This window comes from Buttiauxella massiliensis, from assembly GCF_902500225.1.
Classification (GTDB): domain Bacteria; phylum Pseudomonadota; class Gammaproteobacteria; order Enterobacterales; family Enterobacteriaceae; genus Buttiauxella; species Buttiauxella massiliensis.
Genome location: NZ_LR722650.1, coordinates 140,580 through 166,760 on the forward strand (window position 1 = coordinate 140,580; position 26,181 = coordinate 166,760).

The following is a 26,181-nucleotide window of genomic DNA, read 5'->3' on the forward strand; positions in this document are numbered from 1 at the left end:
ATAGTCTTCCTGTTGGTGAAAAGTTAGACTATTTATTTTCTTTAATTTAACTAAACGGATGGTGTTAAATGTTTAATGATCTAAAAGAACGTGTGTTAAGAGCTAATCTCCAGTTACCTAAATATGGACTGGTAACGTTCACGTGGGGAAATGTTTCTGAAATTGATAGAGATAGAGGTGTTATTGCTATAAAACCATCTGGTGTTGAATATGATGCTATGAATGTCAATGACATTGTTATTGTTGATTTAGACGGCAATCGTATTGAAGGGGGTCTAAATCCTTCCAGTGATACGGCTACACATCTGGAGTTATATAAAGCATTTAAGGGTGTTGGTGGTATTGTTCATACTCATTCACGTAATGCAACTGTGTGGGCACAAGCGGGATTAGATATCCCTGCGTTGGGAACTACACATGCAGATTATTTTTATGGTGATGTACCCTGCACCAGACAGTTGTCGAATGATGAAATCAATATTGAGTATGAAAAAAACACAGGGTTAGTCATTGTTGAAACATTTAACAAAAATAATTTAGATCCTCATGCTATACCTGGTGTCATTATCTCTGGCCATGCTCCATTCTCTTGGGGAAAAGATTCTTTTGATGCTGTGCATAATGCAGTTGTTTTGGAGGAAGTCGCGGCAATGGCTATTTCTACCAGGGTGATTAATGAAAGCATAATGATCAATCCTGCTTTGTTAGATAAGCATTACAATCGTAAGCATGGTAAAAACTCATATTATGGACAAAAGTAGCCATCAAGAATATTCACATTAATTATAAATGGATAATTATATGTTAATTGGAAATATTAAACAAAATTCAATATCTGAAAGTTATCCTTTTGTTGTGAAAGATGTACTATCAAAATTAACTAAAATCGATTTAAGTGCTTTGCCTCCAGGTCGATATGAACTTGATGGGTATGATGCAGAGAAACTCTGGTTTGTGATTTTGGAATATCATACGAGTCCGTTTTCTGATTTTCATCCGGAAGTTCATAAGTATCACTCAGACTTGCAAATTATGTTGTCAGGAACTGAGCTGATGGCATGGTCAATCGACACAGGAAATCATCCGCAGTTCGGTGATTATAATGATAAAAGAGACATTTTGTTCTATGAGTCTGATCATATTGATTTAAACATTATAAATGCAATGTCAGGTGAGTTTTATTTGTTTACACCAAATGTAATCCATATAACAAATATAAGTAATAAAGAGTCTGAATTTGTTAGGAAGTTAGTAGTGAAAATACATAATGATTTATTGGTGGGGGGGCTATGAATTATTATATTGGTTTAGATTCCGGTGGGACGTTTATGAAAGCAGCCCTGTTTGATGCGCATGGCAATCAGCATGGGTTAGTAAGAAAGTCAGCGAGTGTTATTAATGAAAAGCAAGGGTGGGTAGAACGTGATCTGAATGCATTATGGAATGATGCAGTCATTGCAATTAAAGAATTATTAACCGTAACGGCAATGGACCCAAAAAATATTAAAGGATTGGGCATTTCGGCACAAGGGAAAGGTGTTTACTTACTTGATAAAAGAGGGCATGGTTTAGAACGAGGAATTATGTCTTCAGACTCACGTTCATTGCCAATAGTGAAAAAATGGATGAGCGAAGAGTTGCCAAATATTATTTATCAAAAAACATTACAGACATTATGGACTGGACATCCTGTATCGATTGTTCGCTGGCTTAAAGATAACCAGCCTGATACTTACTGCAATATTGGTTCAATTTTGATGGCTCATGACTATCTTCGTTATCGTTTTACAGATGTCATTGCCGCTGAAATTACTAATATGTCTGAAAGTAATTTTTTTAATGCCCATACAGGAAAGTATGATTTAGATTTATTACATTTATTTGGCATTGAAGAAGTATGGAGTGCATTACCACCAATAATTAACTCTAATGATATCGGTGGTTATATTACTGATGAGGTTGCAAAAGAAACAGGGTTGTCTGCTGGAACGCCTGTCTTCGGTGGCCTATTTGATGTAGTATCAACGGCATTATGCTCAGGTATTAACTCCGGTGAAAATTCACTTAATTATGTAATGGGGACATGGGCAGTAACCTCCGGGATTACAAAATCAATTACTCAAGAAAAATATAATTTCGTATATGGACATCATGCAATCACTGATGAATATGTTATACATGAAGCGAGCCCTACCTCGGCAGGTAATTATGAGTGGTTTTCAAACTATCTTGGGGAAAATGGTAGCTTTAATCATAAAGATAATGAGGCCTTGGTTTCAGATCTAGAGGTTGCATCTAGCAGTGTATTTTTTGTTCCTTTTTTGTATGGTTCTAATCAGGGACTAGGTCTCAAATCTGGTTTCTATGGTTTACAAGCGCACCACACCAAAGGACATATAATCCAGGCAATATGGGAAGGTATTTTATTTTGTCATAATGTCCATTTAGAACGAATGCGTATTAGATTTCCAGAGGCTAAAGTTCTGAAAGTAACAGGAGGCCCTGTTTCTTGTAGAACATGGATGCAAATGCTAGCAGATTTGAGCGGTATGACGGTTGAAGTCTTAAATATAGATGAAACCGGTGCGTTAGGTGCGGCTATTGTTGCTATGGTTGGCGCCGATGAATATCCAACTGTCAGTGATTGTGTTAAAAATATTCAAACACAAACAGTGCAATTTAAACCAGATTCTGATAATTTTATCAAATTCCAGAATAAATATAATAAATATCAGAAGCTTGTGAAAATGTTCAAAGAATTTGAGGAATCTTGAAAATGAGCAAACCTTTACTGCAAATGGCTCTGGATGCCACAACGATTGAATCTGCATTAAAATCTGTTGAATTGGTTTCAAAAAATTTAGATGTTATTGAAGTTGGTACAATTCTAGCCTTTTCGTATGGTATTGATAGCGTCGCAGTTTTGCGTGAAAAGTATCCAAACCATATCATTGTTTGTGATATGAAAATTACTGATGCCAGCGCCATTTTAACGCGTTTAGCCATGCAGGCAGGGGCGAACTGGGTTACGGTCAGTGCTGCTGCACATATAGAAACGATTCGCGCAGCTAAAAGGATAACCGATGAGTTTAAGGGTGAGGTTCAAATAGAACTATATGGTAACTGGACCTATGAAAATGCCAGAGATTGGGTGGCAATGGGGGTCAGACAAGCTATTTACCATAGATCTCGTGATGCTGAATTAGCGGGAGTAAATTGGACAGAAGATGATCTGGTAAAACTTAAACAACTATCCGAATTAGGATTGGAGCTTTCTGTCACGGGTGGCATTGTTCCAGAAGATATTCATTTATTCAAGGACATCAATGTTAAAGCATTTATTGCTGGTAGAGCTTTAGCTGATTCAGATGGTCCAGATATTGCCCAACATTTTCATCGTGAAATTAAAAGACATTGGTAGACATTTATGAGTGAACAAATTAAATCACTATCTAAAGCCTTAACTATCCTGGAGTATCTGGGGCAATATCCTAACGGCGTTTCTTTACAGGATATCTCTGAGGGAACGGGCTTTAATAAGTCATCTATTCATAGAGTTCTTTCTACCTTTGAGTCTTCGGGGTATGTCGCCCAGATGTTTTCTGGAAAAGAATATCGTTTGACGATGAAGTTGATGCAATTAGGCCATGCTGCATTGAATTCAGATGTTACGGGGGTTGTTAAACCCTATTTATCTGAATTGCTTTCTGAAATAAATGAAACCGTTAATTTTCTCTCTTTTGACGCTGACAATATAATTTTTCAGGATAAACTCGAACCACGGGATGCTTCATTTAGAACTCGTACCTATGTTGGATTGCACTCACCTATGTATTGTTCTGCAGCAGGCAAGTGTTATTTAGCATTTAGCACTGATGCTGTGAAAGAGTCATATTGGCAACGAAATTCCAATGTTATGCAGCAATTAACAGAAAATACCATTTTAGATAAAGAACCTTTTTTCGAAACTCTTGGGCAGATTAAAGTTCGGGGTTATGCCATTGATGATGAAGAAAATGAAGCTGGAATATCCTGTATAGCCGTTCCTATTTTGGATAAAAATGGTACCCCTGTTTATGCGGTGAGTGTGTCTACATTGACACCTAAAATGCGGCAGATTGGTTATTCCGCAATCGCTAAAAAAGTAAAAATATTCACTGATAGAATTCAGCAATACTTAAATTATGGAGGATCAAGTGATTAATTTTAATGAAAAATACAGGTTAGGGATTTATGAGAAAGCCATGCCGGCAACATTAAGTTGGGAAGATAGATTACTCTACGCCAAAGATGCAGGTTTTGATTTTGTTGAAATTTCAGTTGATGAAACCGATGAGCGCAGAGCCCGATTAGACTGGTCTGATGAAGAAATCTCTGAGTTACGTAATCTGTGTGTAAAGCATGGTATGCCTTTGCAGTCCATGTGCTTAAGCGCTCATAGAAAATTTCCATTTGGTTCTATGGACGAAACTATTCGCCAGGAAGCGCTTTCTATTATGGAAAAGGCGATCACATTAGCTTATAAACTTGGTATTCGTTGCATTCAGATGGCCGGCTACGATGTTTATTATGAACCTCAGTCTGAGAGTACTCACTTACGTTTTATTGAGGGTATGAAACAAGCTGCTAAAATGGCAGAAAAAGCCGGTGTGATGCTTGGCGTGGAAATTATGGATACCCCATATTTAAACTCGTTAAGTAAATTTGAAGTTCTGAAACGTGAAATACCATCACCTTACTTTATGGCCTATCCTGATGTGGGTAATATAACTGGCTGGAATTATGATGTGTGTACTGAGTTAATGTTGTCAAAAGACCATATTATTCAAGTGCATTTAAAAGATACACGTCGTGTTTCTAGTACTTCTAAAGGCCAGTTCCGTGATTTAGTGATCGGTGAAGGGGAGGTTGATTTCTTCTCCATTTTTAAAACTCTGGCTGCCATGGATTATTGCTCACCTTTTGTTATTGAAATGTGGGCGCAAGATGATAAATGGTTTGAAAACATTAAAGATGCCAAGAAGACATTGCAGGAAACCGCCAATAAAGCAGGCTTTTGTCTTTAATTTATTCAGATAACTAACTATTCCAGATTCTTTCACTGAAAAATTATTTCCTCAGTAGGATAAATATATGACTATCATAAGAGCTGCTTTTTTTGAAGCGGATTTAGATAATGAAGAAAAAATAGATTTTTATAATTATATGGAAAAAGAAGTTGCATCGATTATACGAACTTTCCCGGGTAATAAAGGTGTCGTATTGAATAAGCCAGAATTTATAGAGTCTGACCGTCATCAGAGTGTTATTTTGATGATGCAGCACAGTTATGAAGATAAAAGTGCGATGGAACAAGCGCTAAACTCACAGCAACGCATTGCCAGTATGAATGCAACTAAGATTATTGTTGAGAAATATAACCTTCGTGTGCATCACATGAATTTTATGGTTGAGTAGCTCCGGCTTGTAAACAAATGTGTAGTGATGTGATGGACGCCCCTTCCTGAAGTAGCCAGTGCCATACTTTTACTGACTGCATTGATCCGGGAGTAACATCACATGAACACGATCAAAGTTGTTGGTATCGATATTGCTAAATCAGTTTTTCAGGTATGTGTCTGGATGGTTGATGGTTCCGTGGCCTGGAATAGAAAAATATCGCGTCAGAAATTGCTGGATACGCTTCGCCAGTTTGAACCCGGTACTTTAATTGCGATGGAAGCCTGTTCAACTTCTCATTTCTGGGGGCGAACCCTCGTTTCCATGGGATATAGCGTAAGACTTATCCCCGCCCAGCACGTGAAAGCATTTGTCAGGAGCCAGAAGAACGATGCCAACGATGCACTGGCAATTTGTGAAACAGCATGCCGCCCGGGCATCCACTTTGTTCCGGTCAAAACCACTGAACAGCAGGATATCAAAGCACTTCGAAATACCCGTCAGCTTATGGTTGAGCAGAGAACCGCGCTGGCTAACCAGCTTCGTTCTCTGCTCGCTGAATATGGTCTCATTATTCCTGTTGGAATTCAGTGCCTCCAGCAGCAGCTACCTGAACTTATTGAAGATGCATCTAATGACTTAACTTTCACTCTTCGCCGTTTACTTTCTTCATTACGGGAAGATATGCAGGTACTGAATGAACGAGTCACCTGTCTGGATAAAGAAATTGCGGCATTATCTTCACAACAGACAGCCTATCGTCATTTATTAACGATCCCGGGTGTCGGCCCGCTTATCGCTGCAGCTTTTATCAGTGAAGTGGATGCAGTGCAGTTTTCCAGTGGCAGAGAATTATCCGCCTGGTGCGGTCTGGTTCCCCGCCAGCACAGTTCGGGAGGAAAACAAAAATTGTCCTCTGTAACAAAAAATGGCAATCGCAGCCTGAGAACACTGGTCATCCATGGTGCACGCTCAGTGATGCGATGCGTGAAAAAACGTGATGACAACATGGGTCATTGGCTGAAAAGGCTGGAGGCCCGACGAGGTTTTCTGAAAACCACCGTAGCTTTAGCGAACAAACTGACCCGGATCATCTGGCGCATACTGACCGATGGTGTTGATTTTAATATGAACAAGGCTTTCGCTGTGAGTTAACTAATACAGTGTTAAAGGAAACATGTCTCTCTGAGTTTGCAGGCACTGATGAGAAAACGGCTACCGTCCCTGTAACAGCCTGAAGTGATCCGGGGTAATTTTATACCGGTGTAGTGATAAGGAAACAGGGTTCGGATAACATCATGGCGCGGGTAACTTAACCTACTAATGACGCCGGATATATGGTCGCAAACCGTATCGAACCAGTACTTGTAATACCCGGGGCGTCCATATATGGATCAGTAATTCAGTACACCTCGAAATCCTGTTAATGTTAAAACAGTGAACATGAGGTAATCCATGATCAAAACTCGTCGGACTAAACGCACATTTTCCCCGGAGTTCAAACTCGAAGCTATCGAGCAGGGCGGCGACAAAAACAAAGTCATGCGCAACCTGGTTTATGTGGTTGATCTTAGCAAGGCCAGCGATCTGAGTTCGTTTGATAAAGACAAAGCACCAGAATTTGACGACGTGGCACAACTGCAAGCGCGCGGTATTAAACTGGCGAGCAAAAAAGAAGTCGTCGACTTGCGCAAACTCGGCTGGCAGCAGGAAAAAGCCGAAGGGATGACATTGATTGATAACCAAACTATTGCGGTGATTAACGACAATGATTTCGGTTTACAGCCGGTGCTGGAAAACCCTGATGCCGATGCAAAAAAAGCCGACGATTATGAAGTGGATGGCAAAGGGCATTTGACCCGTGACGGCAAAGAAGTCGCGACAAAAATATCCTTAAAACCGCTGGAAAAACCTGAGTCACAAAATGAGCTTTGGGTGATTAAGTTGCCGGAAGCGTTGAAGTAGTTTTTATAGGGGCAACGACTACGTTGCCCCTAAGTTATTCCGCCGATGAACTTGCCATCACATTCCGAATGGACTCCACCAACGCCGTTGCAGCAGGTGAGAGTTCACTTCCCATCAACCTGGAAATACCTATCTGCTCAAGAACCAGCGGTTCAAATGACGGCAAGCGTACAAGATCATTACTATAAGTAATATCCGTAACGATGGAATGCGGCAGAATACCTAATAAGTCAGTCTTTTTTAAAAGCCATAATATATTAAAGAATGAAACAGTCTCGATTGTGGCATGGGGCGGATCGATATTTTCATTGTAAAATGTATTATCAAATTGTTTACGTAGAGTGGTTTCAATTGGCGGTAATATCCATGCTTCCTTTTTTAATTCTTCAAGGAATATGTGTGGTTTTTTTTCCAGTGGATGGCCTTTACGGGCGACAACTATCGCGTTTTCACTAAATAAGGCTTCCTGAGAAACTACAGCACTGGAACTAATATCCGATAATCGACCAATTAAAAAATCCAGTTCACCAGAAACCAGTCGCGGTAATAACTCTCCGCTGACACCTTCAATAATTTTTATGCGTATTTCGGGCCGTGAAATACTCAGCTTAGCAATAGCTGCGGGAACCAGATAACTCGATCCGGTTAATAAACTGCCAATAGCGACTCTTCCGGCATGACCCGTTCCCAACGCACTGATGGCCTGCGAGACATGGTCGAGCTGTGCCAGCACCATTTTGCTGCGGTCAACAAATGCGCGCCCCAGTTCTGTGGGGGTAACCCCACGGCGATTTCTTAGGAATAGTTTTGCCCCGACCGCATCTTCAAGATCGAAAAGTAGCTTACTGGCTGTAGGTTGCGAGACATTCAGCGATCGGGAAGCGTGAAGAACACTGCCGTATTCGAAAAGGGCGATTGCCAGGCGAAAGTGCCTGACTGTTGCCCAGCGTTCAAGTCTATCGAGTTTCATATGATATCCATTATTTGCATACCACATGCAATATATATGTTATTTACGAATACCACAAACATCCATATACTCGATTTTAATTAATCGCCCCGGAGTTATTACGATGAGTTTAAATAATCTTGAGACAGTGAAAAAATACTTTAAATATTGCGTTGATGGAAAAGATGCAGATCGCGTTAAAGAGTATTTTGACAAGGACGTTATTATTCATCGCCCTGATTGTGATGCACCTATTCATGGCGTTGAAAACTTCAAAAATGCACTGCTTGAACATGTAATTAATCGCTATGAATCCATTGTCACGACATTCAGCAAAGAAGTCATCACTGAAGATGTCGTCGTGGTTCATCTGAAACATGTGGCGCGTGGTTCTAATACCTGGCATGGATTTGATGTCCATGGCAAAGATGTGACGTGGACCGCACTGACTTATTTCCGCTTTAATGCCGAAGGGAAAGTAGTCGAAGAGATTGTCGAGAGAAATGAATTATTCATGGCGAAGCAGGTTGGTATTATTGACTATCAATAACGGAATATAAGTAAAGCGCTGAATGCAGATTCAGCGTTTATTTTTTTACAAAAAACCTACACCGATCCCCGTACCAATAACTTCCAGTCCAGAATCTCATTCACGGTTTCAACTTCCGGGTTATCAATGCGCTCGAGCAGCAACTGCACGCTGCGAACACCGAGTTGGTGCATCGGCTGTTCGATGGTGGTGAGCGGCGGGTAGGTGACGGAGCCAAACGGCACGCCGTCAAAGCCCATAATTGCCACATCTTCAGGCACGCGCAGCCCTTGTTCGTGGGCGTAATGCAGCGCACCACCTGCCAGTGCGTCAGAAATGGCGAATACCGCATCTGGCGGTTCCGGCAGGGTAAACAGTTCGGCCATCGCCTGTATGCCAGCCTGGTATTCGAGGCTGTCGGCATAGACTACCGCTTGCCAGTTTTTGCCGCAGGCTGCGCGATAACCGGCTTCACGCTGTTGCGAATAGAGATAACGCAAATCGCCGTTAATCAGCGCAATGCGCTTATAGCCAGATGTCATCAGGTGATCGACCGCGGCGGAAGCCGCTTTGAAGTTATCAATGGTCACAGATGATGCGTTATAACCTGGATCGCCTTCGCCGCATTGCACCCACGGCGAATCGCCAATCAGCGTGGTTAACCCTGGCAAGCAACTGATGGCATCCATAGTGATAACACCGTCGACCACTTTGCCGCTTAACAGGCGCAAATAGGCCGATTCACGCGTCAGGCGCGATTCTGAATTGCACAGCAGAATGTGGTAGCCGTGCTTCTCCGCTTCCTCTTCAATGCCACGCACCACACGGGCGCAGAAGGGGTTAGTGATGTTCGACACCAGCACCAGCAGCATGCGACTACGCGAGGTGCGCAACTGGCGTGCCAGCAGGTTAGGTTGGTATTCACACGCCTCGATCGCCGCCAGCACTTTGTCGCGCGTGTCCGGTTTAACGGCAGGGTTGCCGTTTAATACCCGGGAAACAGTCGCGGTAGAAACACCAGCAATTCGCGCCACTTTATCTATCGACATGTTGATCCTTTGCACGATCGGTTGATTTGTGAACCACATTCCAGATTCGAATCAATACTACCAAATAATTCACCCGCATGATGGAAGTCTCAATGAAATCGATTACATTTTTATTGATGTGCGAATGTAATCGATTACATAATTTACCCGTCATACTTCGCGTTGCAGGTTCGTTGGCCGCACTCAGTTACCCGAATCACTTACTTGAGTAAGCTCATCGGGATGCCTTCGATTGCCGCCTTCGTGCGTCAAGAATTATTTAGGGTAAACAACAATAACAAATGCAAACTCTGTACCGGAGGATTTATGTCTTCTCACTCGGCCGTTGGGGCACAAGTGGTCACTCATAAATGGGTGATCCCACGCCTGTCGTTAATGATGTTTCTTGAGTTTTTCGTCTGGGGGGCCTGGTATGTGACCCTCGGCGTGGTGATGGGTAAATACGGTCTGAGCGCGTTGATTGGCGATGCGTATTCCACCGGGCCGATTGCTTCCATTTTGTCGCCATTTGTTCTCGGCATGCTGGTGGACCGTTTCTTTGCCTCGCAAAAAGTCCTCGGCGTGTTGCACCTGATTGGCGCGGCATTGCTGTGGTGGTTGCCGGGCGCGTTTGAAAGCGGGCAAAGCGGCCTGTTGTGGATAATCTTCGGCTACATGCTTTGCTACATGCCAACCATTGCGCTGAGCAACAACGTAGCGTTCCACAGCCTGGCAAACAGCGAAAAAGGGTTCCCGATTGTGCGTGCGTTCGGCACCATCGGTTGGATTGTGGCGGGGCTGATTGTCGGCACCAGCGGCCTTTCAGACAGCACTGGCATCTTCACTCTGGCGGCAGTCGCTTCCGTGGTATTGGGGATTTACAGCTTTACACTGCCCAATACGCCCGCGCCAGATCGTGGTAAGCCACTGTCGATGCGCGACCTGGTTTGTGCAGATGCTTTCGCACTGCTTAAACAGCGCCACTTTATGGTGTTTATCATCTGCGCCACGCTTATCTCTATTCCTCTGGCGGCTTATTACGCTTACGCCGCACCGTTTATTTCCGCGGTTGGGTTCGAGAACGTCAGTGGAGTGATGGCATTAGGGCAGATGTCTGAGCTGCTGTTTATGCTGCTGATTCCGTTCTTCTTCCGCCGTCTGGGCATCAAAATGATGCTGCTTATCGGTATGCTGGCATGGTTTGCACGTTACGCGATGTTTGCTCTGGGCATCACCGAAGAGACACGCTGGATGATCTACATCGGCATCATTTTGCATGGGGTATGTTACGACTTCTTCTTTGTGATCGGCTTTATCTATACCGATAAAGTGGCGGGCAACAAAGTGAAAGGCCAGGCGCAAAGCCTGCTGGTACTGTTCACTTACGGACTGGGGATGTTGATCGGTTCGCAAATTAGCGGCGCGGTATTTAACCGCTCGGTCACCGCACAAGGGGCTGAAGGCTTGCTGCAATGGCAACAATTCTGGTGGATGCCAGCGATAGCAGCCGTGGTGATTGCGGCGATCTTCTTCTTTAGTTTCAACTATAAAGAGGGCGAGCAGCATGGCAAATAAGCCGCTGCGCGTGTTGGTTGTGGGCTGCGGGAATATGGGGAGTGCCCACAGCCTTGCGTATCAGCACCTGGACGAATTTACTCTCTGCGGGCTGGTGGCCCGCGGGGATTCTAAAGCCCGGTTGAAAGCACAACTCGCAGCGGATATCCCACTATTTGATGATTTAAAACGGGCGATTGCCGAAACCCAGGCTGATGCAGTATGCATCGCCACCTGGCCCGATACCCACGAAGTGCTGGCATTAACGGCACTTGCTGCAGGCTGTCATGTATTTCTCGAAAAGCCGCTCGCCACCACGGTGAGCGGGGCGAAACGCGTTATTGCCACCGCGCGGCTGGCAGGTAAAAAACTGGTGGTCGGCTACATCCTGCGTCACCACCCGGTGTGGCAGCAATTTATTCAGCTGTCGCATGGGCTTGGCAAACCGCTGGTGATGCGCTTGAACCTCAACCAGCAAAGCAGCGGCAGCGCCTGGCACACTCACAAAATGCTGATGCAGTCGCTTTCGCCGATTGTCGATTGCGGTGTGCATTATCTGGATGTGATGTGCCAAATGGCGCAATCCACCCCACAGTCGGTGAGTGCTATCGGCGTGCGCTTAAGCGATGAAATTCCATCCGAGCAGTTCAACTACGGCCAGCTTCAGGTACGTTTTGAAGACGGCTCCGTCGGCTGGTACGAGGCGGGATGGGGGCCGATGATGAGCCAGACAGCATTCTTTATTAAAGATGTGATTGGCCCACAAGGATCTGTTTCGATTATCGCCCGGGAAGCCGCTGGCGAAGGGCAGTCAGCCAATGTTGAAGCGCACACGCGCACTGAATCACTGCGCGTTCATCACTCTCAATTAAACGCACAGGGCGAGTTTGTTCACCAGGATGAATGGGTGACGGCAAGCGATGAGCCCGATCACTTTGCCTTGTGCCAACTCGAACAACAGTTTTTTGCCCGCGCCATTTTCGACGATAGCGATCTTTCGCAGCACTTGCAGCAGGCGGTTGAAAGCCTGGCCGTAGTGCTGGCGGCAGACCTTGCCGTTCGTGAGCAACGCACGGTTTTAATTAAGGAGATGTTGTAATGAAAACCCTGAAAGGGCCGTCCATATTTCTCTCACAGTTTATATCCGACCAGCCGCCGTTTAACTCACTCGACACCTTAGCGGCCTGGGCTGCGGGTCTGGGCTATAAAGCGGTGCAAATCCCCACGCATCTGCCACATATATTCGACCTCGCCAAAGCCGCTGAAAGCCAGGAGTACTGCACGGAAATTCGTGGCATTTTGGGGAATGTAGGACTGGAAATCAGCGAGCTTTCAACCCATTTGCAGGGGCAACTGGTCGCCGTGCATCCGGCATATGACGCGGCATTTGCCGGATTCGCTCCACCGGAACTGGCGCACGATGCCACTGCGCGTCAGCAATGGGCGGTAAACAGCCTGAAACAAGCCGCTCGAGCCTCGCAAAATCTTGGGCTAAAGGCTCACGCCACGTTTTCTGGCGCACTGGCCTGGCCGTATTTTTACCCGTGGCCGCCGCGCAATGAGCAGTTGCTTGATGAAGCGTTTCAAGAACTTGCTGCCCGTTGGAAGCCGATTCTGGACTGCTTCGACGACGTGGGCGTTGATGTCTGCTTTGAGCTACATCCCGGCGAAGATTTGCATGATGGCGTCACGTTCGAGCGTTTTCTGGCATTAGTTGATAACCACCCGCGCTGCAATATCCTCTATGACCCAAGCCATATGTTGCTGCAACACATGGATTACCTAGGTTTTATCGACCACTACCATGCACGAATCAAAGCTTTTCACGTCAAAGATGCCGAGTTTCAGATTTCGGCAAAAAGCGGTGTTTATGCCGGTTATCAGCCATGGATTGAGCGCCCTGGGCGTTTTCGTTCCCTTGGCGACGGGCAGGTTAATTTCAATGGGATCTTCAGCAAACTTGCGCAATATGACTACAGCGGATGGGCTACGCTTGAATGGGAGTGTTGTCTGAAAGCAGGCGATGCGGGCGCGCGGGAAGGGGCAAAATTTATCGCGGAACACATTATTCCGGTTGCCGAATATGCCTTTGACGACTTTGCGCTTCGTGACAGCGACAAATCAGCGGTGTGTCGTATGCTCGGGCTGGAGGAGTAACCATGAAACGTATTCGTTTGGGTATGGTCGGCGGCGGTGAAGGCTCGTTTATCGGCGGCGTGCACCGTATCGCGGCACGGCTCGATGACCAGTTTGAGCTGGTTGCTGGGGCGTTTTCATCCTCGCCGGAAGTGGCAAAACGCAGCGGTGAGGCGTTGTTTATCGAAGACTCTCGCTGTTATGCCAGTTGGCAGGAAATGGCGCAAAGCGAGGCATCGCGCCCGGACGGTATTGAAATTGTCTCGATTGTCACCCCCAACCATCTGCACGTTCCGGTAGCAAAAGTCTTTCTGCAACACGGCATTCATGTCATCTGCGACAAACCGCTCGGGGTCACGCTTGCCGAGGCTCAGGAGCTTGCGCAGATTATCGACGCAACTGGTCTGCAATTTATTCTTACCCATAACTACAGCGCACTGCCGATGGTGCGCGAAGCCCGCGCTCGTATCGCCAACAGTGAAATCGGTGATATTCGCGCCATCGAAGTTGAGTATTTGCAGGACTGGCTTAATGACAGATTGGAACTCACCGACAACAAACAGGCGAGCTGGCGCGGAAACCCGGCTATGGCGGGTGCCGGTGCGATTGGTGATATCGGCACTCATGCCTGGCAACTGGCGGCGTTTGTCAGCGGTATGGAGCCAGAAACCGTGCGTGGCGAATTGCTGACACGTATTCCAGGCCGTGTACTGGACGACGAAGTGTACGCTGAAATGCGTTACGCCAACGGTGCGCGCGGGCGTTTGTGGGCAAGCCAGGTTGCTCCCGGTTTTGAAAACGATCTGCGCCTGCGTATCGTGGGAAGCAGGGCGACAATCAGTTTCCGCCAGCAACAGCCAGAAATTCTGGAAATCCATCCGCATCACGGAAACAGTTACGTTGTCACGCGAAACGGTGTCAATAATCATGATTCCGTACGCCACCAGTGCCGCACACCTGCCGGGCACCCGGAAGGTTATCTGGAAGGTTTCGCACAAATCTACCGCGAAGCGGCGGTGAAAATTCGCGGTGGCGAAGCACCGTGGCTACCGGGCATTGCCGAAGGCCTTGCAGGTATGAAATTTATCGAGACTGTGCGAGAGAGTAGCCAACGAGGCGGGGAATGGCTGGAGTGGTAGCCCGTCTCACGCAAAAGTGAAATAAAAAATAACGTTACGTGCACCGCGTCGAAAAATCGCGCAAAGGTTAGCCGGCTAAGTTGCCGTCTGGTTCGATTGTTAACTAGCTTTTTTATTGGTGCGTTTAAAACTCACTCCCTCCGGTTTGGTCTGAACAAAAGAGGAAACAATGAAAAAGCTGACGTTAAGTCTTATTACCTTAGCGCTCGCGGGCGTTTCTAACGCCGCGCTTGCCGATACCCTGCGTATGGAATGCCCGATCTCGCCTGGCGGTAAGGAATACTGCAAATACGTCAAAGACCGTTTTGAAAAACAGACCAGCAACAAGCTGGAGTTCATCGAGTTCCCGGCGGCGTCTGATGAAAAGCTGGCGCTGCTGCAACAACTGTTTGCCGCCAAAGATGAAAAGGCGGTGGACTTGTTCCAGTCGGACACCATCTGGGTAGGGCTGCTCGATAAGCAAACTCTCGATTTAACCGACGCAGTGGGCGATATGAAAGGCGATTTCTTCCCCGGCCCTTGGGCGAATGACACGGTGAACGGTAAAGTGAAAGCGGTGCCGGCGTATCTGGATACCGGTGTGCTCTATTACCGCAAAGACCTGCTGGAAAAGTACAACGAGCAGCCGCCGAAAACCTGGGAAGATCTGACGCGCATCGCCACCAAAATTCAGGAAGAAGAGCGCAAAGCGGGGCACAAAAACTTCTGGGGGATGATCTTCCAGGGCAAATCGTATGAAGGGCTGACTTGTAACGCGCTGGAGTGGATTGACTCTTACGGCGGCGGCACCTTTATCGACGAAAAAGGGAACGTGACCGTAAATAATCCGAAGGCTGCGGCTGCACTGGATATGGTCGCTGGCTGGATTGGTAAAATCACGCCGAAAGGGGCGCTGGGTTACAAAGAAGAAGAATCGCGAGCGGTGTTCCAGAATGGTGATGCGCTGTTTATGCGCAACTGGCCATATGCGTATCTGCTCTCGCAAGGCGCGGATAGTCCGCTCAAAGGCAAAGTCGGCGTAGCACCGCTTCCGGCCGGGCCAGATGGCAAATCAGCCAACGCCCTGGGTGGTTGGCAGTGGTCCGTCAATGCCAATACCAAAAACAAAGATGCAGCGATTGCGTTGCTGAAAATCCTCACCGATGCTGATTCGCAGAAAATGCAGCTGAAATATCTCGGCTTCGCACCGACGCGAACGGCCCTGTATGAAGACAAAGCGGTACTGGAAACCGCACCGCATCTGACGATGTTTAAGGATATCTTCGCCAACGCAGTTCCGCGCCCGGCAACGGCCACCAAAAGCCAGTATCCGCGTGTCTCTAACGCCATCTTTAACGTGACCTTTAAAGTGCTCAACGGTAGCAGCGATGGCAAAACTGCGGTCGCCGATCTGCAAAAACGCCTTGAGCGTGTCAAAGGTAAGGACTGGCATTAATTGGCACATACAGGCTATCAACAACGGCGTCGCCGTATCGCATGGATACTGGTGGCGCCAGCGCTGTTACTTCTGGCACTTGCGGCGGGATGGCCGCTGGTGCGTACCTTCTTTTTCAGCTTCACCAACGCGATGCTCGACAACCCGTCCGAGTACCAAATGGTCGGGCTGGCAAACTATTACGCCACGCATGACGGCGACAGCAGCGGCGTGTTGGTTGACCCGCTGTGGTGGCAGGCTGTCGGCAACACGCTGTGGTTTACCGTGGTGTCGGTTGGCATCGAGCTGTTTCTCGGGATGTTGCTGGCGCTGTTAATGAACCAGAAATTTCGCGGTCAGGGCTTAGTTCGCACCGCGATTCTGGTGCCGTGGGCAATTCCGACGATTGTGAGCGCCAAAATGTGGGGCTGGATGTTCCACGACCAATACGGTGTGGTGAACGATCTGCTGGCGAAAATCTTTGGCTATCAGGCACATCTGGCGTGGATTGCTGAGCCTTCGCTGTCGATGTGGGCGGTGGTGATTGCCGACGTCTGGAAAACCACGCCGTTTATGGCGCTGATGTTACTGGCCGCACTACAGCTGATCCCCAATGATCTTTACGAAGCCGCTCGTGTAGATGGTGCCAGCCCGTGGCAAAGGTTCAAGCGCATTACGCTGCCGCTGATTATGCCCGCGATGATTGTGGCACTGATTTTCCGTGTGATGGATGCGATGCGCATTTTCGATTTGATCTTCGTGTTGACCTCCAACAGCGAGGCCACCATGTCCGTTTCCGGCTACGCCCGGGAGCAAATCATCTCCTATCAGGATATGGGGATGGGCTCGGCGGCATCGGTGCTGGTGTTTATGATGGTGGCAGGCATAGCGGCCTGTTTTATCCGCGTCTCACGTTTAAACGAGAAGGAGAAGCGGTGATGAAAATAACCCGTCGGCAGCGCAAATTTGGCCATAGCATGGTGATTTTTTTTGGCGCGACCTGTGCCGTGCTGTTCTGCGTTTTCCCGTTTTATTACGCAATTATCACGTCACTGCGCACCGGGCAGGAGCTATTTTTACCCGCCTATTTACCCAGCGGCTACCACTGGAGCAACTACGTCACCGCGTTGGTAGATAACGGCATCGCTCGCAGCCTGCTTAACTCGGTGCTGGTGGCGACGATTACCGTCGGCATCTGCCTGCTGGTGTCGATTACCGCCTCTTTTGCGCTGGCACGTGTGCCGTTCCGTGGGCGTAAATTCCTGCTGTTCACCATTCTGTGTGTCTCGATGTTCCCGCAAGTGGCAGTGTTGACGGGCATGTTTGAGCTGGTGCGTTTTCTCGGACTTTATGACTCGCTCGGCGCGCTGGTGCTCTCTTACACCACCTTTTCGCTGCCGTTCACCGTTTGGGTTTTAACTACCTTTATGAAGTCGATTCCCGTTGAGCTGGAAGAGGCGGCGATTGTTGATGGTGCCAAAACCTGGACCATTATTCGCCGGGTGTTTGCGCCAATTCTCGCCCCCGCGCTGGTTACCACCGGGCTGTTGGCGTTTATCGGCGCGTGGAATGAGTTCATGTTTGCGCTGACGTTTATTATTTCTGGCGACAAACGCACGGTGCCGGTCGCCATCAGTATGTTCAGCGGCGCGTCTACCTTTGAGCTGCCGTGGGGCAGCATTATGGCGGCGTCGGTGGTGGTGACGCTGCCGATTATTGTGTTGGTACTTATCTTCCAGAAACGCATCGTCAGCGGGCTTACCAGTGGAGCGATTAAGGGATAACCATGGCGCAACTCGTACTCGATAAAATTCAAAAACGCTACGGCGCGGCATCTGAGGTGATTAAACCGCTCGATCTGGAAATCAACAGCGGGGAATTTGTGGTGGTGGTTGGGCCGTCCGGCTGCGGGAAATCTACGCTGCTACGCATGGTTGCGGGCCTTGAGGAGATAAGCGGCGGTGAGATGCGCATCGACGGGGTATGTGTAAACGACGATTCCCCGTCAGAGCGCGGTATCGGCATGGTGTTCCAGTCTTACGCGCTCTATCCGCATATGACGGTGTACCAGAATATGGCATTTGCGCTGGAAATGGCGAAGCTGCCGGTGAAAGTGATTGATGAAAAAGTGCGAGAAAGCGCGCGTATTTTGCAACTCGAGCATTTGCTCGACCGTCGCCCCAAAGATCTCTCCGGCGGCCAGCGCCAGCGAGTGGCGATCGGGCGAGCGATTGTGCGCGAACCGAGCCTATTTTTGTTCGATGAACCGCTCTCAAACCTTGATGCTTCATTGCGCGTGCAGATGCGCATGGAAATTGCCGCACTGCATAAACGCATCAACGCCACTATTTTGTACGTCACTCACGACCAGGTCGAAGCGATGACGCTTGCCGACCGCATCGTGGTGCTTAACCAGGGACAAATCGAGCAGGTGGGCACGCCGCTTGAATTGTACGACCGCCCGGCAAATGTGTTTGTCGCGCAGTTTATCGGTTCACCAAAAATGAACCTGATCCCCGGCGTTTTGGTTTCTGGCAACGCCCAGCGCACCGATGTAATGCTGGAAAACCGCCAGCTTATTTCGCTGCCGGTCAACGGCGCGGGTGTGCCTGAGGGGCAGAAAGTGCAGTTGGGGATCCGCCCGGAACATATCCAGATAACGGAACTGGCACAGGCAGATATCGAAGGGGAAGTTTTATTCGTTGAGCAGATGGGCAACGAGACGTTGCTCTACGTAAATAGTGGTTACGGTAGCGAACCGCTGGTGATGCGCCATACTTTCAGACTTGAGGTTAAAGCAGACAGACGCATCGGCCTTCGGCTGCCGCCTGAGAATTGCTACTTGTTTAACAGCGACGGGCGGGCGTTTGTGCGAATTTAAGGTGAATGGAACGACAGAAAAAGGAGCAATAAGTGGAAAAAAAATGGTGGCACAATGCGGTGGTGTACCAAATCTATCCGCGCAGTTTTATGGACAGCAACGGTGATGGTATCGGCGACATCAACGGCATCATCAGCAAACTCGACTACCTGCAACAGCTTGGCATCAACCTGATTTGGCTCTCGCCCGTTTACCGCTCGCCGATGGACGACAACGGCTACGACATTTCCGACTACGAAGACATCGCCGCCGAATTTGGCACCATGGCGGAAATGGAAACCCTGATTGCGCAGGCGAAACAGCGCGATATTCATATCCTGATGGATCTCGTCGTCAACCACACCTCTGATGAACACCCCTGGTTTATCGAAGCGCTGAAATCGAAAGATAACCCGTTCCGTGATTTTTATATCTGGCGCAAACCTGCGGCAGATGGCGGCCCGCCGAACGATTTCCGCTCGTACTTTGGCGGTAGCGGCTGGGCGTTAGACGAGGCCAGCGGCGAATATTATTTGCACCAGTTCTCAAAACGCCAGCCGGATCTCAACTGGGATAACCCGCGCGTTCATGATGAAGTCCACGCCATGATGAACCGCTGGCTGGCTAAAGGCATCGGCGGTTTCCGCATGGACGTTATCGACCTGATCGGTAAAGAAGTCGATGCGCAGATTATGGCGAACGGTAAAAATCTGCACATGTTGATCCGCCAGATGAACCGCGCCACGTTTGGCAAAGGGGATTACGTAACGGTGGGCGAAGCGTGGAGTGCCTCAACCGAAGATGCGTTGCTGTACAGCGGGGAAGAACGCGAAGAACTCTCCATGGTTTTCCAGTTCGACCACATCAAACAGTTCTGGGATGAGCACGCCGGGAAATGGCGCAGCAAACCGTTTGAGCTGGCGAGTTTCAAAGCGGTGATTGAGAAATGGCAAACCGCGCTGGCGCATCAGGGCTGGAATTCGCTGTTCTGGAGTAATCACGATTTACCGCGCGCGGTATCGAAATTTGGCGATGAAGGCGAGTTCCGCGAACCGTCCGCCAAAATGCTCGCCACCGCGCTGCACTGCCTGAAAGGCACGCCGTATATCTATCAGGGCGAAGAGATCGGCATGACCAACGTGCGCTTTGAGACCATTGACGACTACCGCGATATCGAGAGTTTGAATCTGTACCAGGAGCGACTGGCCGCAGGTGTGAGCCATGAAGAAATGATGCTCGGCATCCATGCTAATGGCCGCGATAACGCCCGCACGCCAATGCAGTGGGACAGCGGTCCGAATGCAGGCTTTACCACCGGCAGTCCATGGATTGCGCTGAACCCGAATTATCGCCAGATAAATGTGGCCGCGGCTCTCGCCGAACCGGATTCAATCTTATGGCATTACCAGAAAATGGTGGCGCTGCGTAAACAATACCCGGTTTTAGTTTACGGCGATTTCCAGCCTGTTTTGCGCGACCATCCGCAGGTTTTCGCCTGGCTCAGAACGTTGGGTGACGATCGTTTGCTGGTGATCAACAACTTTACCGCCGAGCCCCTGACGCTCGATATTCCGCCTGAAATGCAGAACTGGCACGGGGAATGTTTGATCAGCAACTATGCACCGCGCGACCAGTTGGCGGTGAGTCTCGAGCTACAACCTTATGAATCTTTTGCTTTATTAATCGGGAGGTAAACGATGGCGAGCTGGTGGAAAGAGGCGGTGGCCTACCAGATTTATCCGCGCAGTTTTAAGGACAGCAACGGCGACGGCATTGGCGATCTGAACGGAATCACCGAAAAACTCGATTATCTCAAAGACCTCGGAATTGATCTGATTTGGATCTGCCCGATGTACAAATCGCCAAATGATGATAACGGCTATGACATCAGCGATTATCAGGAGATCATGGCGGAATTTGGCACGATGGCTGATTTTGACCGCCTGCTGAGTGAAGTTCACGCTCGCGGAATGCGGTTGATTATCGACTTGGTAGTCAACCATACGTCCGATGAACACCCGTGGTTCCTTGAATCCCGCTCCTCACGCGATAACCCGAAACGCGACTGGTACACCTGGCGCGACGGTAAAAATGGCGCAGAACCCAACAATTGGGAAGGGATTTTTAAAGGCTCAACCTGGGAATTTGACCCGGTAACGGAGCAATATTTTCTGCATCTGTTTACCCGCCGCCAGCCGGATCTGAACTGGGAAAACCACGATGTGCGCCGCGCCGTGTACGACATGATGCGCTGGTGGCTGGATAAAGGTATCGATGGGTTCCGTATAGACGCCATCGCGCATCTGAAAAAAGAGCCGCTGCTGGCTGATGTACCTAACCCCGATAAACTGCGCTATGCGCCGTCGATGAAAAGCCATCTGAACTACGACGGGCTGCTGGATTATGTCGATGACATGAGCTGTAACGTTTTGCAGCACTACGATATTGTCACCGTGGGCGAAATGAACGGCCTGTTTGCCGATCACGCCGAAGAGTGGGTGGGTGAGCACCGCAACCGCCTGAGCATGGTATTCCAGTTTGAACATGTGCGGCTGTGGGAACCAGAAGCCGGTTTGCGCCCGGAACCTGCGGTATTAAAGAAAATTTTCACCGCCTGGCAGGAGGCGCTGGAAGGAAAAGGCTGGAACGCGCTGTATGTGGAAAACCACGACCTGACGCGTATTACCTCGCGTTGGGGCGACACCGAACACCACTGGCGTGAAAGTGCGACCTGCATCGCCGCGCTCTATTTTCTGATGCAGGGCACGCCGTTTATCTACCAGGGCCAGGAAATCGGTATGACGAATACCCGATTCAACAGCTACGACGATTTTGATGACGTGTCAGCGAAAAATATGTGGCGTGAAATGGAAGCGCAGGGCAAAAGCGAAGAGGAGATTATCGCGTTTCTCACCAACACCGGGCGCGACAATTCCCGTACGCCAATGCAATGGAACGCCTGGCCGAACGCCGGTTTTAGCGATGGCGAGTCGTGGTTTAAAGTGAATGCCAACTTTGAAATGATTAACGTTGCCAGCCAGCAGCAAGACCCGGATTCCGTGCTGAATTTCTACCGCGCGTTAATTCAGCTACGCAAAAAGGAGCGCGCGCTGATTTACGGGCGTTATGAACTGGAATTGGTAGACAACCCGCAAATTTACGCTTACCGACGCGTGCTCGACGGCGCGGAGTTCGTGGTGCTATGCAATATGTCCTCGAAATCGGCCCGCTGGACGAGCGATGAGTTGCCGCTCGAATGGGCCGAATGTGTGTTGGGGAATTACCCGCAGGTGGATGAGCTTTATCGGCTGCACCCGTGGGAGGCGCGAATTTACAAGCTAGCGTAAACACAAGTCTCAGAGCAACCTGATGTAGTAACGGCATTGCCTGCGGTATGATGTGCGCTGGTTTTTAACAAGGAGGGGTTATGTTGATGACAACATTTCCAGCTTTGCAGCCGACGACCATCAATGCCATTAATACGCTTGGCGAGTGGCTTTCTCACAATGAGTTTGCCGCGCCACCTGCGGTTTGCGATGGTGAATTGATTATCCTCGCGGGTAATGCCGTTATCCCTACCATTAATGCAGCCTGTGAGCTTGCTGCCAATAGTGAATTGCCGCTGCTGATTACCGGCGGGATTGGCCATTCGACCACTTTTTTGTACGCGGCGATTGCGAAGCACCCGCGCTACAACACCATCCCCACCACTGGCCGAGCAGAAGCCGCCATTCTCAAAGACATCGCGACCGAGTTCTGGAAAGTCCCGGCAGAAAAAGTGCTGACCGAAGAGAAGTCCACCAACTGTGGCGAGAACGCACGCTTTACTTATGATTTGATGCAAACGCGGGAAATAACGCCCGCTCGCGCGATTATTATTCAGGACCCGACCATGCAGCGACGTACCGTCGCGACCTTTGAACGCGTCTGGCAAAGTGATGCGCATCAGCCGCAGTGGAAAAGTTGGCCGGGTTTTGTGCCGCACTTAGTCAGTGACGAAACCCATACCGCATTTAGCCTGCATGAAAAGGGCTTATGGCCGGTTGAGCGATTTATTTCTCTGGCGCTGGGGGAAATCCCGCGTATCAGAGATGATGCGCAGGGCTACGGGCCGAATGGGCGTGACTTTATTAGCCATGTTGATATTCCGCTTACGGTAATGAATGCCTGGGAAATTCTCGCCAATGACGCCGCGCTGGCGCAATTAATGCACGAGCGCGGCTTATAAGTCATTAACGATGCAGGTAACAGTTAACCCCTAAATACTTGCTGAATGCTTCCTGCAATACCACACCCGTCGCCGAGTGGTTCATGGCGACGTGGTGTTCAAAGCCGTTATTACAAATCCACGCCAGTAAATTCTCCAGATGTGGCACTTCAATTACCGCGCGGCAGCCAACGGTATCTAACGCATCATCAACAGATTGCCCTTCGCCAACATAGGCTTTAACTTCGCCGGTAAAATCATCAGACGACAGACGGAAGTAAGTCAGCGGACCGCTTTTCAGGCGACCATGCACCGCGCCGCAGGTGTTTTCTTTGCCGACCGTCGTGCCGATGATATCGGCGGTGCCCATCGACGGGGATTCCAGGCTGCTGCTGGCGAAGTTCCCGCAGTGGAACAACACGCATTTGTTGCGATCGTCACCGAAGTTGTTATTCCAGTCGGCAATCGAGGCTGGGTTAAGCGACGCACTTGCGAGGGCATACATCGACAATGCGCCCATCACGTCGACTTCGCAGGCGCTTGGCATCAGTTGCCCGGACATAACGCTCATAATGGAGCAGACGTTAATGCCGAGGTTTTCCTGAAGCGACGTCCAACATTGGATCGCCGTGGTGTCGATGTCGTTTGCCACTACCCATTCGCTGATCACCACAAACAGTTTTGCCATTTGGGTTAACTTCTCGGCGGGAATGCCGCTGGCATCGGCGTTTTCAATTAATATGCCGCGCTTCTCATGGACACGCAGATCGTCATCGCTGATATGTTTGATGCGGGTGAAAATTTCAGACAGGTCGAGGGTTTCAACCGCCACGCCCATTTTTTCGAGCAATTTTTCGCTGTAACGCACGGTATTAAAGCTGGCCGGACGCGCACCAATCGCCCCGATACGCACGCCCTGCATTGATTTCACGACCCGGCAGATTTGCGCGAAACGCTGTAAATCTTGTTCGAACACTTCACTACTTAACGCGCAGACATGCTGCGTGGTGAGCGTGAAGGGGATGTTGTACTGACGCAGGTTATTACACAGGGAAATTTTCCCGCAGAAGCTATCGCGGCGTGTCGCGAGGCCCATTTTGTCGAGGTTGTCTTCTTCTGCCTGGATTAACACCGGGACTTTCAAACCGGAAAGGCGAATCGCTTCTGCCACCGCTTTTTCATCGCCAAAATTTGGCAATAACACCACCACACCGTGAATGTCGTCACGATGCTGGCGAAAGAGTTCGGCACAGACTTTGGCATCCTGACGGGTTTCCACACCGCCGAGATGTGTTTGCCCATCTTTTAACATCACGGTTTTGATACCCAGTTTGCCAAACAGGGCTTCGGCCTGTTCATGCGCCTGCGCTACTAAATAGCTTGGGAAGAACCCGCGGTTACCGATGATCACACCGAAGGTCAGTTGTTTAGGGATTCTGGACATAGCTTCACTCCGCTCAAAATAGATTTAATTCGGCATAAAGCGGCAGCGCGCCACTGCTTCAAGCCATTGCTTATAGTTTTGTTGCATTGTTTTTTGTTGTTCTGCCTGTGGTTGCAAACGCTCGCCACAGTTGGCCAGTGCCGCAAACGGTGTGCCGTCTTGCCACCAGCCGAGGGTTTTTCCGGCTAACAGTGTTGCGCCAAGTGCGGAGATTTCAGCCGCGGGCTGAATAATTAACGGGCGTTGCAGCACATCTGCCTGTAACTGCATCAGCCAGCGGTTTTGTGTCGCGGTGCCATCCACACACAATGATTCAAGACGCTCACCGGTCGCCTGTTCCATAGCGAAAAAGACATCGGCAATTTGATAGACCAGCGACTCCAGCGCGGCTCGCGCCAGTACCGCAGGGGTGGCGGCATCCGTCAGGCCGCAAATCATGCCGCGGGCGTGGAGATCCCACCACGGTGCACCAAGCCCGGAAAGTGCCGGTACGTAATAGACGCCCTGATTGCTGTCTGTAGATTGCGCAAGCTCGGTGAGTTTTGCGGGGTCGTTGATACCTAACATTTTCCCCAGCCAGGCAGCGCCTGAGCCAGTGTGAGTAATATTGCCTTCCAGCGCGTAGTTCAGCTCGCCGTCGTGCCAGGCCAGCGTAGTGCTCAGACGATTGCTACGGTTAACCGGTTCCGGGAGCGAAAGCATCAAAGAAGATCCGGTGCCATAAGTGGCTTTCACCACGTGACCACAGACGCTGCGCTGCGCGTAGAGTGCTGCGTGTGAATCTCCGATAAGCGCCAGCACCGGTGTGCCAATGGGCAAACCTGCAATTGTGTCAATTTGCACTTCGCCGTGATGCCCGGCAGAAGGTCGCACTTCAGCAAGTACTGCACGCGGAATGCCGAATAATTTGAGTAATTCGTCGTCCCATTCGCCCCGGTAAATATTAAACAGCTGCGTGCGGGCGGCATTGGAGTAGTCGGTAGTGAACGAATGCCCGGCGGTCAGTTGCCAGTTCAACCAGGAATCGATGGTCCCGATACACAGCTCGCCCGCTTCGGCACGTTTCATGCCTTCGGGAATGGCATCGAGCAGGGCGCGAATTTTCGCCGCCGGGAATAGTGGGTCGACTGGCAGGCCAGTCAGACGAGTGATCAGCTCGCCATGGCCCTGCGTTAACAGTTGCTCGCAAGTTTGTTCTGAACGGCGATCTTGCCAGCTCACAACTGGTGTTAGCGGTTTACCATCATGGCGCTGCCACACCAACACCGACTCACGCTGGTTGCTTATCGCAACGCCTGCGACGGTGACCGAGCCGAGTTGTTGCAGGCAGCCGCTCAATGCTTCACACACGGCATGCCACAGCGCAATGGGGTCTTGTTCTGCAAGCCCTGGTGCCGGGTGCGTCATTGCCACGCCGACACTGTAACGGGCGCAGATTTCCCCGTTACTATTCACCGCCACCACTTTGGCGTTAGTGGTGCCCTCATCAATAGCCAGAATTACCGGGCTGGACATGG

Annotated in this window: 24 protein-coding genes and 1 pseudogene; 21 read left to right on the plus strand and 4 right to left on the minus strand. The window is 49.3% G+C overall.

The window, feature by feature from the left end; all coding sequences use genetic code 11:
• The first annotated feature begins 68 nt into the window (after positions 1-68).
• The 9 genes and pseudogenes from GC128_RS05195 to GC128_RS05235 form a co-directional block, all read left to right on the plus strand.
• On the plus strand, positions 69-761 hold the full coding sequence (locus tag GC128_RS05195) for an L-ribulose-5-phosphate 4-epimerase (RefSeq protein ID WP_151993401.1): 693 nt from the start codon (positions 69-71) through the stop codon (positions 759-761).
• 40 nt (positions 762-801) lie between these two features.
• Positions 802-1,293 carry a YhcH/YjgK/YiaL family protein gene (locus GC128_RS05200; protein WP_151993402.1) on the plus strand — a complete coding sequence of 164 codons (492 nt, stop codon included), beginning with the start codon at positions 802-804 and terminating at the stop codon, positions 1,291-1,293.
• Positions 1,290-2,774 (plus strand): FGGY-family carbohydrate kinase, encoded by a 1,485-nt coding sequence (locus GC128_RS05205; RefSeq protein WP_151993403.1) that lies wholly within the window; start codon positions 1,290-1,292, stop codon positions 2,772-2,774. The genes GC128_RS05200 and GC128_RS05205 overlap by 4 nt, the downstream gene beginning before the upstream one ends.
• Before the next feature lie 2 nt (positions 2,775-2,776).
• The gene (locus GC128_RS05210) at positions 2,777-3,421 is read left to right on the plus strand and encodes a 3-keto-L-gulonate-6-phosphate decarboxylase UlaD (protein WP_151993404.1); all 645 of its coding nucleotides are present in this window, start codon (positions 2,777-2,779) and stop codon (positions 3,419-3,421) included.
• 6 nt (positions 3,422-3,427) lie between these two features.
• Complete coding sequence (locus GC128_RS05215) at positions 3,428-4,204, plus strand: IclR family transcriptional regulator (protein WP_151993405.1); 777 nt, start codon at positions 3,428-3,430, stop codon at positions 4,202-4,204.
• Positions 4,197-5,066 (plus strand): L-ribulose-5-phosphate 3-epimerase, encoded by an 870-nt coding sequence (locus GC128_RS05220; protein WP_226812002.1) that lies wholly within the window; start codon positions 4,197-4,199, stop codon positions 5,064-5,066. Before GC128_RS05215 ends, GC128_RS05220 begins: the two co-directional genes overlap by 8 nt.
• 67 nt (positions 5,067-5,133) lie before the next feature.
• Positions 5,134-5,457, plus strand: a complete 324-nt coding sequence (locus GC128_RS05225; protein WP_151993407.1) for a hypothetical protein — start codon at positions 5,134-5,136, stop codon at positions 5,455-5,457.
• 102 nt (positions 5,458-5,559) lie between these two features.
• Positions 5,560-6,594, plus strand: a complete 1,035-nt coding sequence (locus GC128_RS05230) for an IS110 family RNA-guided transposase (RefSeq protein ID WP_151993408.1) — start codon at positions 5,560-5,562, stop codon at positions 6,592-6,594.
• A gap of 345 nt (positions 6,595-6,939) precedes the next feature.
• Positions 6,940-7,404: pseudogene (locus tag GC128_RS05235) on the plus strand (esterase-like activity of phytase family protein); the annotation flags it as partial.
• Between the two features lie 34 nt (positions 7,405-7,438).
• Here the strand turns inward: GC128_RS05235 and GC128_RS05240 are convergent.
• Positions 7,439-8,374: a LysR substrate-binding domain-containing protein gene (locus tag GC128_RS05240; RefSeq protein ID WP_193216221.1), complete on the minus strand. Its 936-nt coding sequence runs from the start codon at positions 8,372-8,374 to the stop codon at positions 7,439-7,441.
• Positions 8,375-8,477: 103 nt separating this feature from the next.
• On the opposite strand from GC128_RS05240, the gene GC128_RS05245 reads away from it, so the two are divergent.
• Positions 8,478-8,903, plus strand: a complete 426-nt coding sequence (locus tag GC128_RS05245) for an ester cyclase (RefSeq protein WP_151993410.1) — start codon at positions 8,478-8,480, stop codon at positions 8,901-8,903.
• Positions 8,904-8,959: 56 nt separating this feature from the next.
• Here the strand turns inward: GC128_RS05245 and GC128_RS05250 are convergent, their stop codons facing one another.
• Positions 8,960-9,931: a LacI family DNA-binding transcriptional regulator gene (locus GC128_RS05250; protein ID WP_151993411.1), complete on the minus strand. Its 972-nt coding sequence runs from the start codon at positions 9,929-9,931 to the stop codon at positions 8,960-8,962.
• A gap of 306 nt (positions 9,932-10,237) precedes the next feature.
• Between GC128_RS05250 and GC128_RS05255 the strand changes: the two genes are divergently transcribed.
• From GC128_RS05255 to GC128_RS05305, 11 genes are all read left to right on the plus strand, one after another.
• Entirely contained in the window at positions 10,238-11,485 is a 1,248-nt protein-coding gene (locus GC128_RS05255) for an MFS transporter (RefSeq protein WP_134182783.1), read from the plus strand.
• Entirely contained in the window at positions 11,475-12,563 is a 1,089-nt protein-coding gene (locus GC128_RS05260; protein WP_151993412.1) for a Gfo/Idh/MocA family oxidoreductase, read from the plus strand. The genes GC128_RS05255 and GC128_RS05260 overlap by 11 nt, the downstream gene beginning before the upstream one ends.
• Entirely contained in the window at positions 12,563-13,621 is a 1,059-nt protein-coding gene (locus tag GC128_RS05265) for a sugar phosphate isomerase/epimerase family protein (RefSeq protein ID WP_151993413.1), read from the plus strand. Before GC128_RS05260 ends, GC128_RS05265 begins: the two co-directional genes overlap by 1 nt.
• A 2-nt stretch (positions 13,622-13,623) precedes the next feature.
• Positions 13,624-14,739 carry a Gfo/Idh/MocA family protein gene (locus GC128_RS05270; protein WP_151993414.1) on the plus strand — a complete coding sequence of 372 codons (1,116 nt, stop codon included), beginning with the start codon at positions 13,624-13,626 and terminating at the stop codon, positions 14,737-14,739.
• Between the two features lie 169 nt (positions 14,740-14,908).
• The gene (locus GC128_RS05275; RefSeq protein WP_151993415.1) at positions 14,909-16,174 is read left to right on the plus strand and encodes an ABC transporter substrate-binding protein; all 1,266 of its coding nucleotides are present in this window, start codon (positions 14,909-14,911) and stop codon (positions 16,172-16,174) included.
• On the plus strand, positions 16,175-17,092 hold the full coding sequence (locus GC128_RS05280) for a carbohydrate ABC transporter permease (protein WP_154150325.1): 918 nt from the start codon (positions 16,175-16,177) through the stop codon (positions 17,090-17,092). It begins immediately after the preceding gene.
• A complete protein-coding gene (locus tag GC128_RS05285) occupies positions 17,092-17,937 on the plus strand; it encodes a carbohydrate ABC transporter permease (RefSeq protein WP_151993416.1) in 846 nt (281 codons plus the stop codon). The genes GC128_RS05280 and GC128_RS05285 overlap by 1 nt, the downstream gene beginning before the upstream one ends.
• Positions 17,938-17,939: 2 nt before the next feature.
• Positions 17,940-19,034 (plus strand): ABC transporter ATP-binding protein, encoded by a 1,095-nt coding sequence (locus GC128_RS05290; protein WP_151993417.1) that lies wholly within the window; start codon positions 17,940-17,942, stop codon positions 19,032-19,034.
• 32 nt (positions 19,035-19,066) lie between these two features.
• Entirely contained in the window at positions 19,067-20,707 is a 1,641-nt protein-coding gene (locus tag GC128_RS05295) for a glycoside hydrolase family 13 protein (protein WP_151993418.1), read from the plus strand.
• Between the two features lie 3 nt (positions 20,708-20,710).
• A complete protein-coding gene (locus GC128_RS05300; protein ID WP_151993419.1) occupies positions 20,711-22,360 on the plus strand; it encodes a glycoside hydrolase family 13 protein in 1,650 nt (549 codons plus the stop codon).
• 80 nt (positions 22,361-22,440) lie between these two features.
• Complete coding sequence (locus tag GC128_RS05305) at positions 22,441-23,241, plus strand: YdcF family protein (protein ID WP_151993420.1); 801 nt, start codon at positions 22,441-22,443, stop codon at positions 23,239-23,241.
• Positions 23,242-23,245: 4 nt separating this feature from the next.
• Here GC128_RS05305 and GC128_RS05310 read toward each other — a convergent pair whose 3' ends face one another.
• Both GC128_RS05310 and GC128_RS05315 read right to left on the minus strand, forming a co-directional pair.
• Positions 23,246-24,664: an L-fucose/L-arabinose isomerase family protein gene (locus GC128_RS05310; protein WP_151993421.1), complete on the minus strand. Its 1,419-nt coding sequence runs from the start codon at positions 24,662-24,664 to the stop codon at positions 23,246-23,248.
• Between the two features lie 24 nt (positions 24,665-24,688).
• Positions 24,689-26,179, minus strand: a complete 1,491-nt coding sequence (locus GC128_RS05315; RefSeq protein ID WP_151993422.1) for an FGGY family carbohydrate kinase — start codon at positions 26,177-26,179, stop codon at positions 24,689-24,691.
• Positions 26,180-26,181: the final 2 nt, after the last annotated feature.